This is a genomic window from Massilia pseudoviolaceinigra, from assembly GCF_030846505.1.
Classification (GTDB): domain Bacteria; phylum Pseudomonadota; class Gammaproteobacteria; order Burkholderiales; family Burkholderiaceae_D; genus Telluria_A; species Telluria_A violaceinigra.
On the sequence record NZ_JAVCWL010000004.1, the window covers coordinates 57,423 to 72,237 of the forward strand.

Annotated in this window: 15 protein-coding genes; 11 read left to right on the top strand and 4 right to left on the bottom strand. The window is 64.8% G+C overall.

Going from position 1 to position 14,815, the window contains the following annotated elements:
* The first annotated feature begins 226 nt into the window (after nt 1-226).
* The 8 genes from RBA40_RS05125 to RBA40_RS05160 all read left to right on the top strand — a co-directional run bounded on the left by RBA40_RS05125 (nt 227) and on the right by RBA40_RS05160 (nt 10,862).
* Nucleotides 227-1,906 (top strand): amidohydrolase, encoded by a 1,680-nt coding sequence (locus RBA40_RS05125; RefSeq protein WP_306646783.1) that lies wholly within the window; start codon nt 227-229, stop codon nt 1,904-1,906.
* 118 nt (nt 1,907-2,024) lie between these two features.
* The gene (gene hutU / locus RBA40_RS05130) at nt 2,025-3,737 is read left to right on the top strand and encodes a urocanate hydratase (protein ID WP_306646497.1); all 1,713 of its coding nucleotides are present in this window, start codon (nt 2,025-2,027) and stop codon (nt 3,735-3,737) included.
* Between the two features lie 29 nt (nt 3,738-3,766).
* The gene (gene hutH / locus RBA40_RS05135; RefSeq protein WP_306646499.1) at nt 3,767-5,335 is read left to right on the top strand and encodes a histidine ammonia-lyase; all 1,569 of its coding nucleotides are present in this window, start codon (nt 3,767-3,769) and stop codon (nt 5,333-5,335) included.
* 37 nt (nt 5,336-5,372) lie between these two features.
* Entirely contained in the window at nt 5,373-6,161 is a 789-nt protein-coding gene (hutG, locus tag RBA40_RS05140) for an N-formylglutamate deformylase (RefSeq protein ID WP_306646501.1), read from the top strand.
* Nucleotides 6,158-7,531 (top strand): formimidoylglutamate deiminase, encoded by a 1,374-nt coding sequence (locus RBA40_RS05145; RefSeq protein ID WP_306646502.1) that lies wholly within the window; start codon nt 6,158-6,160, stop codon nt 7,529-7,531. Before hutG ends, RBA40_RS05145 begins: the two co-directional genes overlap by 4 nt.
* On the top strand, nt 7,528-8,112 hold the full coding sequence (locus tag RBA40_RS05150; RefSeq protein WP_306646504.1) for a HutD/Ves family protein: 585 nt from the start codon (nt 7,528-7,530) through the stop codon (nt 8,110-8,112). The genes RBA40_RS05145 and RBA40_RS05150 overlap by 4 nt, the downstream gene beginning before the upstream one ends.
* A 3-nt stretch (nt 8,113-8,115) precedes the next feature.
* Nucleotides 8,116-9,351 carry an imidazolonepropionase gene (hutI, locus tag RBA40_RS05155; protein WP_306646506.1) on the top strand — a complete coding sequence of 412 codons (1,236 nt, stop codon included), beginning with the start codon at nt 8,116-8,118 and terminating at the stop codon, nt 9,349-9,351.
* A gap of 17 nt (nt 9,352-9,368) precedes the next feature.
* Nucleotides 9,369-10,862, top strand: a complete 1,494-nt coding sequence (locus RBA40_RS05160) for an ABC transporter permease/substrate-binding protein (protein ID WP_374710454.1) — start codon at nt 9,369-9,371, stop codon at nt 10,860-10,862.
* Between the two features lie 239 nt (nt 10,863-11,101).
* Here the strand turns inward: RBA40_RS05160 and RBA40_RS05165 are convergent, their stop codons facing one another.
* From RBA40_RS05165 to RBA40_RS05175, 3 genes are all read right to left on the bottom strand, one after another.
* The gene (locus RBA40_RS05165) at nt 11,102-11,593 is read right to left on the bottom strand and encodes a GNAT family N-acetyltransferase (protein WP_306646507.1); all 492 of its coding nucleotides are present in this window, start codon (nt 11,591-11,593) and stop codon (nt 11,102-11,104) included.
* The gene (locus RBA40_RS05170; RefSeq protein WP_306646508.1) at nt 11,590-12,552 is read right to left on the bottom strand and encodes a DMT family transporter; all 963 of its coding nucleotides are present in this window, start codon (nt 12,550-12,552) and stop codon (nt 11,590-11,592) included. Before RBA40_RS05170 ends, RBA40_RS05165 begins: the two co-directional genes overlap by 4 nt.
* A gap of 70 nt (nt 12,553-12,622) precedes the next feature.
* Nucleotides 12,623-13,069, bottom strand: a complete 447-nt coding sequence (locus tag RBA40_RS05175) for an Mpo1 family 2-hydroxy fatty acid dioxygenase (RefSeq protein ID WP_306646509.1) — start codon at nt 13,067-13,069, stop codon at nt 12,623-12,625.
* A gap of 79 nt (nt 13,070-13,148) precedes the next feature.
* On the opposite strand from RBA40_RS05175, the gene RBA40_RS05180 reads away from it, so the two are divergent.
* Nucleotides 13,149-13,685: a DNA-deoxyinosine glycosylase gene (locus RBA40_RS05180; protein WP_306646510.1), complete on the top strand. Its 537-nt coding sequence runs from the start codon at nt 13,149-13,151 to the stop codon at nt 13,683-13,685.
* A 247-nt stretch (nt 13,686-13,932) separates the two neighbouring features.
* Here the strand turns inward: RBA40_RS05180 and RBA40_RS05185 are convergent, their stop codons facing one another.
* On the bottom strand, nt 13,933-14,127 hold the full coding sequence (locus tag RBA40_RS05185) for a type II toxin-antitoxin system VapB family antitoxin (RefSeq protein ID WP_306646512.1): 195 nt from the start codon (nt 14,125-14,127) through the stop codon (nt 13,933-13,935).
* 218 nt (nt 14,128-14,345) lie between these two features.
* Here RBA40_RS05185 and RBA40_RS05190 point away from each other — a divergent pair, with 218 nt between their 5' ends.
* On the top strand, nt 14,346-14,522 hold the full coding sequence (locus RBA40_RS05190; protein WP_306646513.1) for a hypothetical protein: 177 nt from the start codon (nt 14,346-14,348) through the stop codon (nt 14,520-14,522).
* Nucleotides 14,523-14,614: 92 nt separating this feature from the next.
* Nucleotides 14,615-14,803, top strand: a complete 189-nt coding sequence (locus RBA40_RS05195; RefSeq protein ID WP_306646514.1) for a hypothetical protein — start codon at nt 14,615-14,617, stop codon at nt 14,801-14,803.
* Nucleotides 14,804-14,815: the final 12 nt, after the last annotated feature.

A 14,815-nucleotide genomic window follows, 5' to 3' on the forward strand; every position in this document is an offset into this window, starting at 1 on the left:
ACAACCTGCGTCAGCGTAACGCCTTAGACGGTGTGATCATGGTGCTGCATCAATTGCGTGCGTTTTATTGCTAATCAGAGCTCTGACCCCGATGTTGCACCAGTGTTGTAACAGCGTGTGATTGGGAATTTAATTGCTAGTCAGAGCTCTGACCCCGGTTAAGCAACAAGTTGACGAGGAGGCAAAGCGCGCTACACTTTGGGCTTGCCCAACGAATGGAGAAATGATGCGTCCGATCCCTTTGCAGTGCTGCCTCGCCATCCTCGCCGCCTTCGGGGCGGCCGCGCCGGCGCAGGCGGACACCGTCCTCGATAACGCCAACGGCTATACCCTCAACAGCCGCAACGAGCTGCTGCGCTTCACGTCCCTGGCGTTCGATGACAAGGGCCGCATCCTGGCCGTCGGCAGCGCCGCCCGGGCCCGTGCCAAGGCGCCCAAGGCGCGCCATATCGACCTGCAGGGAAAAACCGTCCTCCCCGGCCTGATCGACGCCCACGGCCACGTGTTCGGCCTGGGCGAGATGCTCACCCAGCTCGACCTGGCCGGCAGCGCCACCCTGGCCGACGCCCTGAAAGCAGCTACCGACTACGCGCGCGCCAATCCCTTGCACGCCTGGCTGCGCGGACGCGGCTGGAACCAGGAGATCTGGAAGCTGGGCCGCTTCCCCACCGCCGCCGAACTCGATGGCGCCGTCGCCGACCGCCCCATCTGGCTCGAACGGGTCGATGGCCACGCCGGCTGGGCCAACACGCGTGCCATGCAACTGGCCGGCATCACCAGGGATACCCCCGACCCGGCCGGCGGCAAGATCGTGCGCGACGCCGACGGCAACGCCACCGGCGTGCTGATCGACGCCGCCCAGGACCTGGTCGCCAAGGTCCTGCCAAAGCAGTCCGAGGCCCAGGCTCGCGTCGTCCTCGACCGCGCCCTCAAGCAGATCGCGCAAATGGGCCTGACCAGCGTGCACGATGCGGGCGTCAACGTGGGCCAGGATGCCCTCTACCGCAGCTACGCCGATCAGGGCAAGCTGACGGCGCGCGTGTACGGCATGATCGGCGACGTCGGCGCCGACTTCGACCAGCTCTCGGCCAAGGGCCCGCTCAAGACCTACGCCAACGAGCTGTATGCACTGCGCGCGGTCAAGCTGTATGCGGACGGCGCCCTGGGCAGCCGCGGCGCGGCACTCATCGCGCCCTACAGCGACGAACCGAAGTCGCACGGCCTGCTGTTCCGCCAGAACGCGGACATCCACGCAATGATGGACAAGGCCATGCGGCGCGGCTACCAGGTCAACGTGCACGCCATCGGCGACGCCGGCAACCGCCAGATCCTCGATGGCTACCAGCAGCTGATCGCGCGCTATAAGAGCAAAGGCGGCGCCGCGCTGCGCCACCGGGTCGAGCACGCGCAGGTTGTCGCGCCGTCCGATATCGCGCGCTTCAAGACCATCGGCATCGTGCCGTCGATGCAGCCGACCCACGCCACGTCCGACATGAACATGGCCGAACAGCGCGTCGGCCCGGAGCGCATCAAGGGCGCTTACGCCTGGCGCACTTTTCTCAAGCAAGGCTCGCGCATCGCCTGCGGATCGGACTTTCCGGTGGAGTCGTCCAACCCCTTCTTCGGCATCCACGCGGCCGTCACGCGCCAGGATGCGGCGGGCCAGCCGGCCGCCGGCTGGTACGCCAACGAGGCGATGACGCTCAAGGAAGCGCTGCGCTGTTTTACCTTGGACGCGGCATGGGCCGGCCATCAGGAAAAAACCACCGGCTCGCTGGAGAAGGGCAAATGGGCCGATTTCATCGTCGTCGACCAGGACCTGTTCACCATGCCGGCGGCCGATATCCACAAGGTCGGCGTGCTGCAAACCTGGGTCGCAGGGCGCCTGGTGTTCAAAAAAGAGTAAGCCCGAAGGGGCGCATAAATGATTTGACTTGGTTGTATATACAACTTAGACTTTGAAACTGCACGGGGCGCGTGCCGCTTGCGCACGCGCCTGCCCCTAAACTCTTGAAGGAGATGCCATGACCACCGATCCGACCAGTTTCGATGACGATCCCCGCTTCGACGACAGCCGCACGATCCGCGCCCCGCGCGGCACCGAACTGGCTTGCAAAAGCTGGCTGACGGAGGCGGCCTACCGCATGATCCAGAATAATCTGGACGCGGAGGTGGCGGAAAACCCGAAGCACCTGGTGGTCTACGGCGGTATCGGCCGGGCGGCCCGCAACTGGGCCTGTTACGACCAGATTCTGGCATCGCTGCGCGAACTGGAAGACGATCAGACCTTGCTGATCCAGTCCGGCAAACCGGTCGGCGTGTTCCAGACCCACCCGGACGCGCCGCGCGTGCTGATCGCCAATTCGAACCTGGTGCCCAAGTGGGCCAACTGGGAACACTTCAATGAACTCGATCGCAAGGGCCTGTTCATGTACGGCCAGATGACGGCCGGCAGCTGGATCTACATCGGCACCCAGGGCATCGTGCAGGGTACGTACGAAACCTTCGCCGAGGCAGGCCGCCAGCATTTCGGCGGCGACTGGGGCGGACGCTGGATTCTCACCGCTGGCCTGGGCGGCATGGGCGGCGCGCAGCCGCTGGCAGCCACTTTCGCCGGCGCGGTCTCGCTCAATATCGAGTGCCAGCAAAGCAGCATCGACTTCCGCCTGCGCACCCGCTACCTGGACAAGCAGGCCAGGGATATCGACGACGCCATCGCCCTGATCAAGCAGCACACGGCCGCGCGCGAAGCGGTATCGATTGGCTTGCTGGGCAACGCTGCCGACGTGCTGCCGGAGCTGGTGCGGCGCGCCAGGGCGGGCGGCCTGATGCCGGACATGGTGACCGACCAGACCTCGGCGCATGACCTGATCAACGGCTACCTGCCGCGCGGCTGGACGGTGGAGCAGTGGAAGGCGGCGCAGAAGGATCCGTCCCAGCATGCGCGCCTGACCGCCGAGGCGGCGGCATCGTGCGCGGTGCATGTGCAGGCCATCCTCGACTTCCACGCCATGGGCGTGAAGGCCGTCGACTACGGCAATAACATCCGTCAGGTGGCCAAGGACCAGGGCGTGGCGAATGCCTTCGCCTTCCCCGGCTTCGTGCCGGCGTATATCCGGCCGCAGTTCTGCGAGGGCCGTGGCCCGTTCCGCTGGGTGGCGCTGTCGGGCGACCCGGAAGATATCTACAAGACCGATGCCAAGATCAAGGAGCTGTTCCCGGAGCAGAAGCAGGTGCACCACTGGCTCGACATGGCGCGCGAGCGCATCGCCTTCCAGGGCTTGCCGGCGCGGATCTGCTGGCTGGGCCTGGGCGAGCGTCATATCGCCGGCCTGGCCTTCAATGAAATGGTGCGCACGGGGGAGCTGAAAGCGCCCATCGTCATCGGCCGTGACCACCTCGATACCGGCTCGGTCGCCAGCCCGAACCGCGAAACCGAAGCCATGCGCGACGGCACCGACGCGGTCTCCGACTGGCCGCTCCTGAACGCACTGCTCAATACCGCGGGCGGCGCCACCTGGGTGTCGCTGCATCACGGCGGCGGCGTCGGCATGGGCTACTCGCAGCATTCGGGCGTGGTCATCGTGGCCGACGGCACCGAGGCCGCCGCCAAGCGGCTGGCACGGGTGCTGGTCAACGACAGCGGGTCCGGCGTCATGCGCCACGCCGACGCCGGCTACGAGACGGCGGTCGCCTGCGCCAAGCGCAATGGCCTGAACCTGCCGATGGTTCCGTAACCTCCACGCACAATCTAACCAGAGCAAACATGAACACGACTTCGAACAAGGGCTGGACCCTCACTCCCGGCGCGATGAGCATGGCCGACCTGCGCGCCGTCTGGGCCGCGCCAGGCACGCTGACGCTGGCGCCTTCGGCTTACCCGGTCATCAAGGCTTCGGCCGCGGCGGTCGACGCCATCGTCGCCAAGGGCGACGCCGCCTACGGCATCAACACCGGTTTCGGCATCCTGGCCAAGACCCGCATTCCGGACGAAAAACTGGAAGAGCTGCAGCGCAACCTGATCCTGTCGCACTCGGTCGGCACCGGCGCGCTGCTGTCGGACGCGGTGGTGCGCCTGATCGTCTTGATGAAAATCGGCAGCCTGGCGCGCGGCTTTTCGGGCGTGCGTCCGCTCATCATCGACACCCTGATCGCGCTGTACAACGCCGGCATCATGCCCGCCATTCCGGCCAAGGGCTCGGTCGGCGCCTCGGGCGACCTGGCGCCGCTGGCGCACATGACCCTGGCCATGCTGGGCGTGGGCCAGGTGCGCGTGAACGGCGAACTGCTCGAGGCGGCGGACGCGCTCAAGGCGGCCGGCATCGAACCGGTGGTGCTGGGCCCCAAGGAAGGGCTGGCGCTGATCAACGGCACCCAGGTCTCGACCGCGCTGGCGCTGCATGGCCTGTTCATGACCGAGCGCCTGCTGGAAGCGGCCATGGTGGCCGGTTCCCTGTCGCTGGACGCGGCCAAGGGCAGCGACGCGCCGTTCGACGCCCGCGTGCACGAAGTGCGCGGCCAGCCGGGCCAGATCGCGGCCGCCGCCATCTACCGCCAGCTGGTGGCCTCGAGCGCGATCCGCGCCTCGCACCTGGTCGGCGACGAGCGCGTGCAGGACCCTTACAGCCTGCGTTGCCAGCCGCAAGTCATGGGCGCGATCATGGACCTGATCGCGAACGTGTCGCGCACCCTGCTGATCGAAGCGAATGCCGTGACCGACAATCCGCTCATTTTCGCCGACACCGGCGAGATTATCTCGGGTGGCAATTTCCACGCCGAGCCGGTCGCCTTTGCGGCCGACACGCTGGCGCTGGCGATCGCCGAAATCGGCGGCCTGGCCGAGCGCCGCATCGCGCTGCTGATCGACGCCACCTTGTCGGGACTTCCGCCATTCCTGGTGCGCGAGCCGGGCGTCAATTCGGGCTTCATGATCGCCCACGTCACCGCCGCCGCGCTGGCGTCGGAAAACAAGTCGCTGGCCCATCCGGCCAGCGTGGACAGCCTGCCCACGTCCGCCAACCAGGAAGACCATGTGAGCATGGCCACCTTTGCGGCGCGCCGTCTGGACGACATGGCGCAAAATACGGCGGTGATTGTCGCCATCGAGCTGCTGGCCGCGGCGCAGGGGATCGATTTCCACCGTCCGCTCACCTCCTCGCCGCACCTGGAGCACGTGCATCAGCAGTTGCGCCAGAAGGTGCCGTTCTTCGACGCCGACCGCTTTTTTGCCCCGGATATCGAGGCCGCGCGCCAGATGGTGCTGGACGGCGAGTTGAGTGCGTCCTGCAAGCCGCTGTTCGCGGCGCTGTACACCGCTGTGCCCTCGAATGGATAATCGGGCCATAATGTAAAAAAGGTAAAGGTGGGTGATCATGGATTTTGAGTTCAAGGCGGGCAGTATTCCTTTGCTGGTGTCGATGCCGCATGTGGGTACCGACATCCCGGACGACATCGCCGCGCGCCTGTCGCCCGACGCGCTGGCCCGTCCCGACACCGACTGGCACCTGGCGCAGCTGTACGGCTTTTTGAAAGACATGGGCGCGTCAACCCTGGCGGCGCGCTGGTCGCGCTATGTGATCGACGTCAATCGCCCGCCGGAAGACACCAACCTGTATCCGGGCCTGGACACGACCGGACTTTGTCCGGTCGACACCTTCGCCAACACGGCGCTGTACCAGGAAGGCCAGGCGCCCGACGAGAACGACGTGCGCGGACGCCTGATCCGCTATTGGCAGCCGTATCACCGCCAGCTGCGTTCGGAAATCGACCGCCTGCTGGCGCTGCACGGCAGGGTGGTGCTGTGGGACGCCCATTCAATCGCCTCGGTGGTGCCGCGCTTTTTCGAGGGGCGCCTGCCGGACCTCAATTTCGGTACTGCCCAGGGCACCTCGTGCGCGCCGGCTCTGGAGCAGGCGGTGGTGGGCGTGGCGCAGGCGCAGGACCGTTTTTCGGTCGCCGTCAACGGGCGCTTCAAGGGCGGCTACATCACGCGCCACTACGGCCAGCCGGACGTGAACGTGCATGCGATCCAGCTCGAAATGTGCCAGGTCCTGTACATGGATGAAAGCGCGCCGTTCGCATACCGTCCCGAGATTGCGGCCGAGGTCCAGCCGCTGCTGCGCAAACTCACCGAAGCCGCAGTGGGCTGGGTGCGCTCATGAGCGAGCCGCGCGTCCTGTTCGCGCGCCAGGCATTGCTGGCGCAGGGCTGGCAGGCGGATGTGCGCCTCGAGTGGGATGGCGGCGGCACGCTGCTGTCCGTCACGCCCGGCGCGCAGCACGACGGCGAGCCGCTGGCCGACCTGGTCTTGCCGGGCATGGTCAACCTGCATTCGCACGCTTTCCAGCGCGCCCTTGGCGGGCTGACCGAAACCGCAGGGGAGGGGCCGGACAGTTTCTGGACCTGGCGCCAGCTGATGTACCGCTTCGCGCGCAATATCACCCCAGAACATATCGAGGCCATCGCCGCGCAGCTGTTTTCCGAATGCCTGCGCCACGGTTACACCTCGGTGTGCGAGTTTCATTACGTGCAGCGCGACCAGGACGGCGCGATGTATGCGCGGCCGGCCGAAACGGCCGAACGCGTCGTCGCCGCCGCGCAAATGGCCGGCATCGGCGTGACCATGCTGCCGGTGTTGTACAGCTACGCCGGCTTTGGAGAAAAACCGCTGGCGCCGGAGCAGCAGCGCTTCCGTACCGATGCCGCCGACGTGCTGCGCATTGTCGACGCGCTTGAACCTTTGCGCAGCGGCCAGGTCGAAGTCGGCGTGGCACCGCATTCGCTGCGCGCCGCTTCGCTCGGGCAGATCCGCGAGGTGCTGGCGGCGCTGCCGGCCAGTCGCCCGCTGCACATCCACATCGCCGAGCAGCAGGGCGAAGTGGAGCAGTGCCTGGCGTTGACCGGGCAGCGCCCGGTGCGGCATCTGATGGAGCAAGTTGCGCTGGACGCGCGCTGGTGCCTGGTGCACGCCACCCATCTGGACGATGGCGAGGTGGCCGCGCTGGCCGCCAGCGGCGCCGTGGCGGGCCTGTGCCCGACCACGGAGGCGAACCTGGGCGACGGCCTGTTCCCGCTCGCCCCATTCCTGGCCGCCGGCGGGCGTATCGGCATCGGCAGCGACAGCCACGTGTCGCAGTCGCCGGTGGAGGAACTGCGCTGGCTCGAATACGGCCAGCGCCTGCTGCACCAGAAGCGCAATGTGGCGTCGTCGCCGGCCCAGCGCCGGGTTGGCGATTTTTTGTGGCAGGGCGCCTTGCAGGGCGGCGCGCTGGCCAGCGGGCGCCCGGTGGGCGCGCTGGCGGCAGGCAAACGGGCCGACCTGCTGGTGCTCGACAGCGATTCGGCGAATCTGGCCGGCATCGGCGCGGACGATGTGCTGGGCAGCCTGGTTTTCTGCGGTAACGACAATCTTGTCCGGGATGTGATGGTGGGCGGCCGCTGGGTCGTGCGCCATCACGAGCACATTGCGCAAACGGCGATTGCGCAGCGCTACAAACAGACCATCGCCGAACTGCGCAAGCTACGACCATGACCGTCCTGATTCCTTTTGCCAGCCTGGAAGCGTCGCCGTGGAAAAACGGCGGCGGCAGTACCACCGAAATCGCGATCTCGCCGCCGCAGGCGGGGCTCGACACTTTTGATTGGCGCATCAGTCTCGCCACCATTGCCGGCAGCGGACCGTTCTCGGTCTTTCCCGGCATCGACCGCACTCTGGCGCTGGTCGACGGCCCGGGCGTGACGCTCGATATCGATGGCGACGGCCGCTTCGTGCTCGGCGACGACGAGCCGGTAGTGGAGTTTGCCGGCGAATCGCAGGTGATTGCCACCGCCGGGGCGCAGCCCACCACGGATTTTAATGTCATGACGCGGCGCGAGCGCTGCCATCACCAGATGGGCAGGCGCAGCCTGTCGGGCATGTCCGGCTTTGCCACACGCGCCGACGTGACGGTATTGTTCCTGGCCGAAGGCGACAGCCTGGAAGTGAGCAGCGACGACGAACGGATCGGCATGGTGCGCTACGACGCGGTGCTGTTCGAGGGCGACTCCATCTGGACGCTGGAAGCGGGCCAGGCGACGATCTTCATCGTCGATATTTACTTTGACCGGGACTAGCCGATGACGATTTGCGACGCGCGATGCGACGCGCTCTTTACCAATGTGCACCTGGCCACCATGGAGAACGGCTACGGCGAACTGCGTGACGGCGCGATCGCGGTGACCGACGGGCGCATCGCCTGGCTCGGGCCGCGCGGCAAGGCGCCTTCGGCGTCCACCGTGCACGATGGCGGCGGCTGCTGGCTTACCCCCGGCCTGGTCGACTGCCACACCCACATCGTCCACGCCGGCAACCGCAGCGACGAATTCGAGGCGCGCCTCAATGGCGCCACCTATGAAGACATCGCCAAGGCCGGCGGCGGCATCATGTCCACCGTGCGCGCCACCCGCGCCGCGTCGGAAGACGAACTGCTGCGCCAGAGCCTTCCTCGCGTGGCCAGCCTGCTGGCCGAAGGCGTGACCACGCTCGAAATCAAGTCCGGCTACGGCTTGAGCCTGGAGGACGAGGCCAAGATGCTGCGCGTCGCGCGCCGCGTGGGGCAGGTGCTGCCGGTGAGCGTGGCGACCACCTTCCTCGGCGCGCACGCGCTGCCGCCGGAATTCGCGGGCCGCGCCGACGACTACGTCGACGAGATCTGCCAGCGCATGCTGCCGCAGCTGGCGGCGCTGGGCCTGGCCGACGCGGTCGACGCCTTTTGCGAGCGCATCGGCTTTTCCAATGCCCAGACCGAGCGTATTTTCGAGGCGGCGCGGCGCCACGGCCTGCCGGTCAAGCTGCACGCGGAGCAGTTGTCGGACCAGGGCGGGGCCGAACTGGTTGCGCGCTTCAAAGGGCTCTCGGCAGATCACCTGGAACACCTCAGCCCCGCCGGCATCGATGCGATGGCGGCCGCCGGCACGGTGGCGGTACTGCTGCCGGGCGCTTACTACTTCCTGCGCGATACCGTGCCGCCGCCGGTGGCGGCCCTGCGCGCGGCCGGCGTGCCGATGGCGGTGGCCACCGACTGCAACCCCGGCACCTCGCCGATGACGTCGATCCTGCTGGCGCTGAACATGGCCTGCACCCTGTGGCGCGTGACGCCGCAGGAGGCGCTTGCCGGCGCCACCATCCACGCCGCGCGCGCGCTCGGCCGCGCTGCCGACATCGGCTCGCTGGCGGTCGGCAAGCGCGCCGACTTCGCGCTGTGGGACATTGCCCGTCCGGCCGACCTGTCGTACGCCATCGGTTTCAATCCCTGCCGCGCGGTGGTCAATGCGGGCGTGCTGCGCAAACCGGTGGTAAGCTTGCCCGACTAAATTTTCGGGAGAGTGCCGTGCGCACCTTTTTTGCCACGGCCTTGCGCTGGCTATCTGTCTTTACGCTGGTCCTCGGAGGCGCCGCCACGGCGGCCGGCAGCGAACCCCTGCGCGTGGGTTCCAAGCGCTTTACCGAGTCGTATATCCTGGGCGAGGTGCTGACCCAGACCGCGGCCGCCCACGGCCGGGCCGAGCACCGCCAGGGCCTGGGCAATACGGCCATCGTGCTGGCCGCGCTGCAGGCGGGCAGCATCGATGTGTATCCCGAATATATGGGCACGATCGATCTCGAAATCCTCAAGAACACCAGCGCCAGTTCGCTCGAACAGATGCGCGCGGCCCTGAAACCGATGGGGCTGGGCGTGGCGGTGCCGCTGGGCTTTAACAATACCTATGCGCTGGCCATGCGGGCCGACAGCAAGGATGTCGACAGCCTGTCGGACCTGGCGCGCCAGGGCGCTCTCAAGTTCGGCCTGTCGCACGAATTCATCGGCCGCGCCGATGGCTGGCCGGGTCTGAAGCAGCGCTACGGCCTGCCGCATACGCCGCGCGGCCTCGATCACGGCATCGCCTACGAGGCCCTGGCGCAGCGCCAGGTGGACGTGATCGACATTTACTCGACCGACGCCAAGATTGGCCAATACGGCTTGCGCGTGCTCAAGGACGACCTGGGCTATTTTCCGCGCTACGACGCCATGCTGCTGTACCGGCTCGATGCGCCTCAGCGCTTTCCGAAGGCGTGGGCGGCCATCGCACAACTGGAAGGGCGCATCACGGCCGAACAGATGATCGCCATGAACGCGCAAGCCGAACTGGAAGGGAAGAGTTTCGCGGCCGTGGCCAAAAACTGGCTGACCCCGGTCGCGGCTGCGAAAGGGCCAGCGCGCACTGGCCTGATGAGCAAGATGTTCGACGCCAGCCTGTGGAGCCTGACGCGCCAGCATGTGGTGCTGGTGCTGGTATCGGTGGTGCTGGCCTGCCTGGTGGGTATTCCGCTCGGGATCGTCGCCGCCTTCGTACCGCGCCTGCGGCAAACGGTGCTGGCGCTGGCCGGCGTGCTGCAGACGGTGCCGTCGCTGGCCTTGCTGGCAATCCTGATTCCGCTGCTGGGCATGATCGGCACCGTGCCTGCGCTGGTGGCGCTGTTCGTCTACGCGCTGCTGCCGATCGTGCGCAATACCTGCACCGGCCTGCTCGGCGTGCCGCCGGGCTTGCGCACGGCCGCGCAGGCGCTGGGGCTGGGGCGGCGCGCGACGCTGGTCGATGTAGAGCTGCCGCTGGCGCTGCCCGTGATTCTGGCGGGCATCAAGACAGCGGCGGTGATGAGCGTGGGAACGGCCACGATTGCGGCCTTTATCGGGGCGGGCGGTTTCGGCGAGCGCATCACGATTGGCCTCGCACTCAACGATAACGATATGTTGCTGGCCGGCGCAATTCCGGCAGCGCTGCTGGCTTTGCTGACACAGGGGCTGTTTGAAGCAGGAGAACGCTTGATCGCGCGCCGCCGCTAGCGTTGCGCGGCGCGGACGCGCGTGCCATCGTTTGCGCCGCGTCAAACGCGCCGTTTTCAGGAGGATAATAATTGCTTACAACAAGTTACCGCTTTAAACAGAGGTAAGCAATTGTAAAGGCACAGGAATTTACGGCAACCGGCAACTATAGTGAAGCCGTAGATTGACTCCAGTCTCCCCTCCCCATTCTAAAAAAATGGGTTTGCCCACGGTGAATTTATCCCGTGGGCTTTTTCTTTTCAGGACGCCGCAAGCTTGCCCAGCGCGTCGCCGTCGACGCGGCAGATACGCCAGTCCGGCAAGATTTGCGCGCCCACGTTTTTGTAAAAGTTGATGGCGTTTTCATTCCAGTCCAGCACCGACCATTCGAAGCGGCCGCACTGACGTTCCACCGCCAGTTGCGCCAGCGCGGCGAGCATTTGCTTGCCGTAACCTTTTCCACGGTGCACTTGCTTCACGTACAGGTCTTCCAGATACAGGCCCTTGCGCGTGAGGAAGGTAGAGAAATTGTGGAAGAACAAGGCGAAGCAGGCTACCTCGCCATTTTCCACGCCGACCAGCGCTTCGCAGGAGGGACGGGCGCCGAACAGTGCGTCGTGCAGCTGCGCTTCGGTGGCCACGACCAGGTGTTCCAGTTTCTCGAACACGGCCAGTTCGACGATCATGCCGTAAATATGGGTAACGTCGGACGCTTGCGCCGGGCGGATGGTGAAGGTGTTGTCGGTATTCATGGAACCTCGGGAATGGCGGCCAGGCTGGCGTCCGGCGCGGGTGTGGTGGAAGACGAAGATGCAGCGGCGGGGCCAGGTGAGCGCAGCGCCCAGGCAACACTGGCAAGGCAAACGGCCATGCCCAGCCATTCGACCGGGCCGGGCCGGTAATGTTCAAGCTGGATCGACAGCAATACCGAAATGACGGGCGTGACCACGCCGATGTAGACGGCCTTCTGCGAGCCGATGCGGTTAATCAGGGTGAAATAGGCGTGGAAGGCAATGACCGAGCCGAACAGCGACAGGTACAGCAGTGCCATCCAGTAGCGCGGCGCGCTCGGCAGCACGAATGGCTGCCCGGTCGCGAGCACCCAGACGATGACCATCGAGGTGCCCCAGAACATCGACCAGGCCATGGTCAGCAACAGGTTCGACGATTGCTCGCGCACCTTGGCCACCACCACTGTACCGGCCGAGCTGGCAATGGTGGCGACCAGGGCCAGCACCAGCCCAAGCAGGAAGTGGCCGGTGCCGCCACCCACGATCTCTTTCCAGGCGCCCGCAATCGAGTGGTAGAACAGCATCGTCACGCCGACGAAGGCGATCATGCCGGCGGCCCAGGTGCGCCAGGAAATCGGCGTGCCGAAAGCGATGCGGCTGCAGATCGGGGTCCAGAACACCATCAGCGCGAACAGTACCGCCACCAGTCCGGACACCAGGTATTGCTCGGAACCGTAAGTGCACACATACGACAGGGCAAAGGTGAAGAACCCCTGCAGCATCAACCAGCGCTGGGCGCGCCACGGAAGGCGCAGCCTGTCGCCGCGCAGCACGCACCAGGCAAACAGGGTGGCCGACGCCAGGCCGAAGCGGTATACCACCGATACCGCCGGCGCGACTTCGCCCAGCTGCAAGGTGATGGCAAAAAAGGTGGAGCCCCAGATCAGGGCCGCGATCGCGAAGAGGAGTGGGGATGACATGCGGAAAGTATATGTGCATTCGCGACTTCCTGCCCGTCATCGCCATAAATCCGTCAGGGCGCGAAAAGACTTACCACGCGAGGTGCAGGCGCCGGTACAGGAAGCTCAGCACGAAAAGCGGGCCGATCAGCAGGAAGCGCAGGTCATCGAAGAACGATGGTTTTTTGCCCTCGATCTTGTGGCCGATGAACTGGCCGATCCAGGCCAGCACGAAGATGGCCAGCGACAGCGGCAGCACGGCGGCCGGCGGCATCAAGCTGAGCAGGCCCAGCATCACGGCCGACATCGCCAGCATGCCGGCCGCGAACGGCTTGGACAGCTTGAAGTAATAGCACAGCGACAGCAGTGTGACGGCCACGGCCGCGAACGGGTGTATCCACCAGACAATGCCGAGCAGGGTGAACACGATCACGGGCACGCAGACGAAGTGAATCAGTTCGTTGGTATGGTTCAGGTGGCTCTCGCTATATTTGGCGAGCAAGATATCGATGGCGCGCGGCTGGTCAGCTTGGTCCATGGGAGTCTCCGATTTTGTTGTTGTGGTTGGCTTGCCGGTCGATTCTACACCTGTCCGGCGGGCTGCTAGAATCGCTGCCATGAACGAATTCTTGCCTTCCACGGACGACGCGGACGCGGCGGCGCTCAAGCGCTGTTTCGCGCCGGTGGTCGACGCGCGCACCCGCATCCTGGTGCTCGGTAGCCTGCCGGGAGAGCGCTCGCTCGCGCAGCAGCAATATTATGGCAACCGCCAGAACCGTTTCTGGACGCTGATGTCCGAGATCACCGGCGTCGATCTGGTGGCGCTGGATTACGAGGCGCGTCTGCAGGCCTTGCTGGCGCATGCAATCGGCCTGTGGGATGTGGTGGCGCAAGCCAAACGCGAAGGCAGTCTCGACAGCCAGATTCGCGGCCATGTCGGTAACGATCTGGTGGGGCTGGTTGACAGCTTGCCGCAGCTCAGGACGATTGCGTTCAATGGCGGCACGGCCGCGCGGCTGGGCATGAAAGCCTTGGGCGAACACGCGCAGCGCTACCGTATCGTGCCCTTGCCGTCGAGCAGCCCGGCGTACACGGCGCCGTATGCAGAGAAATTGTTGGTGTGGAAAACGTTGGGTGAAGATTTGGCATGTTGAGAGCGCATTTCACACGGCGGCACCAAGGATATCCCGGCAGGGCCTTTGGCTAATGCAAGCCGGTGCGAGAGCAGTGCAAGCGCGAGCGCACCTTCTTCCGGTTGCAAACCAGCTGCGCGATATGCAGTCGATGACGGAATCGCCGAGCGTAGGCCGAAGTGCGCTACGAATGGATCAAAATCCCTGTGGCTGTACAGCAGTTCGTAGTCATCCATGATGCAGCCAGTCGCAATCACAGTGTCGATGGTCACCGGTCGGTCTGCATGGCATCAAGATCACCCTCCCACATCAGCTTGCCTCGAAGCTGGCGTATCTTTTCCTGTTGATGAAGACGCAGAATCGTTCGTAATCCTAGTTCCACTACCTCACGTTTGGACTTCAGGCCAGTCAAACGGAGCGTGTCCTCCATCAATTTGTCATCAATCACAATGCTAGTTCGCATGACGGTCTCGATTGGTCAGATACACCTATGCTAGACCTGAGCCGCATGGACCGCAATGGTGTTTCCCTCGTGGGCGTTTGGCGTGAATATATGCAATTTGCATTAAACAAAGAATAATATTTATCTTGACGCAAGGTTTGCATGCGACTAGCATTTCTCTGCCACTAGAAGTGGTACACCGTTGGATTGAATTTCGCTATTTTTAGAAAGATACGAAAATGAAAAATCAAAATGGAATGAAAACGTTCGCGTTCAAGCTGGCCGAGAAAAAAAATAAAGAAACAAAACCTGCACCGCAGTGGCAGGCGCGCGAAGGCGTGTCCACCGCCGGCTGCTCCGGTCCGGATGCACGCGGCGACCGCCTGTGGGGCCGCGACAACGGCATCTATTGCTGACAGATTCGACGGATAAAAAGCCTTGCTCATTGCAGGGCTTTTTTTATCCGCAGCGTTGTCGTCTCCTTCACTATTCTTTGAAAGATCGGTCAATGGAAAAGCACGAGAACACCAAACTGTTTGCATTCAGACTCGCGGAAACGCTGGCAGAAAAGAAAGCCAAGGAAGCCAAACCGGCGCCGCAATGGAAATTGCGCGACGGCGTCGCCAGTGCCGGCTGCTCCGGCGAAGATCAGCGTGCAGACGGTTATTGGGGCCGCGATCTGGGCGTATGGTGCTAAGCGATTGAATGT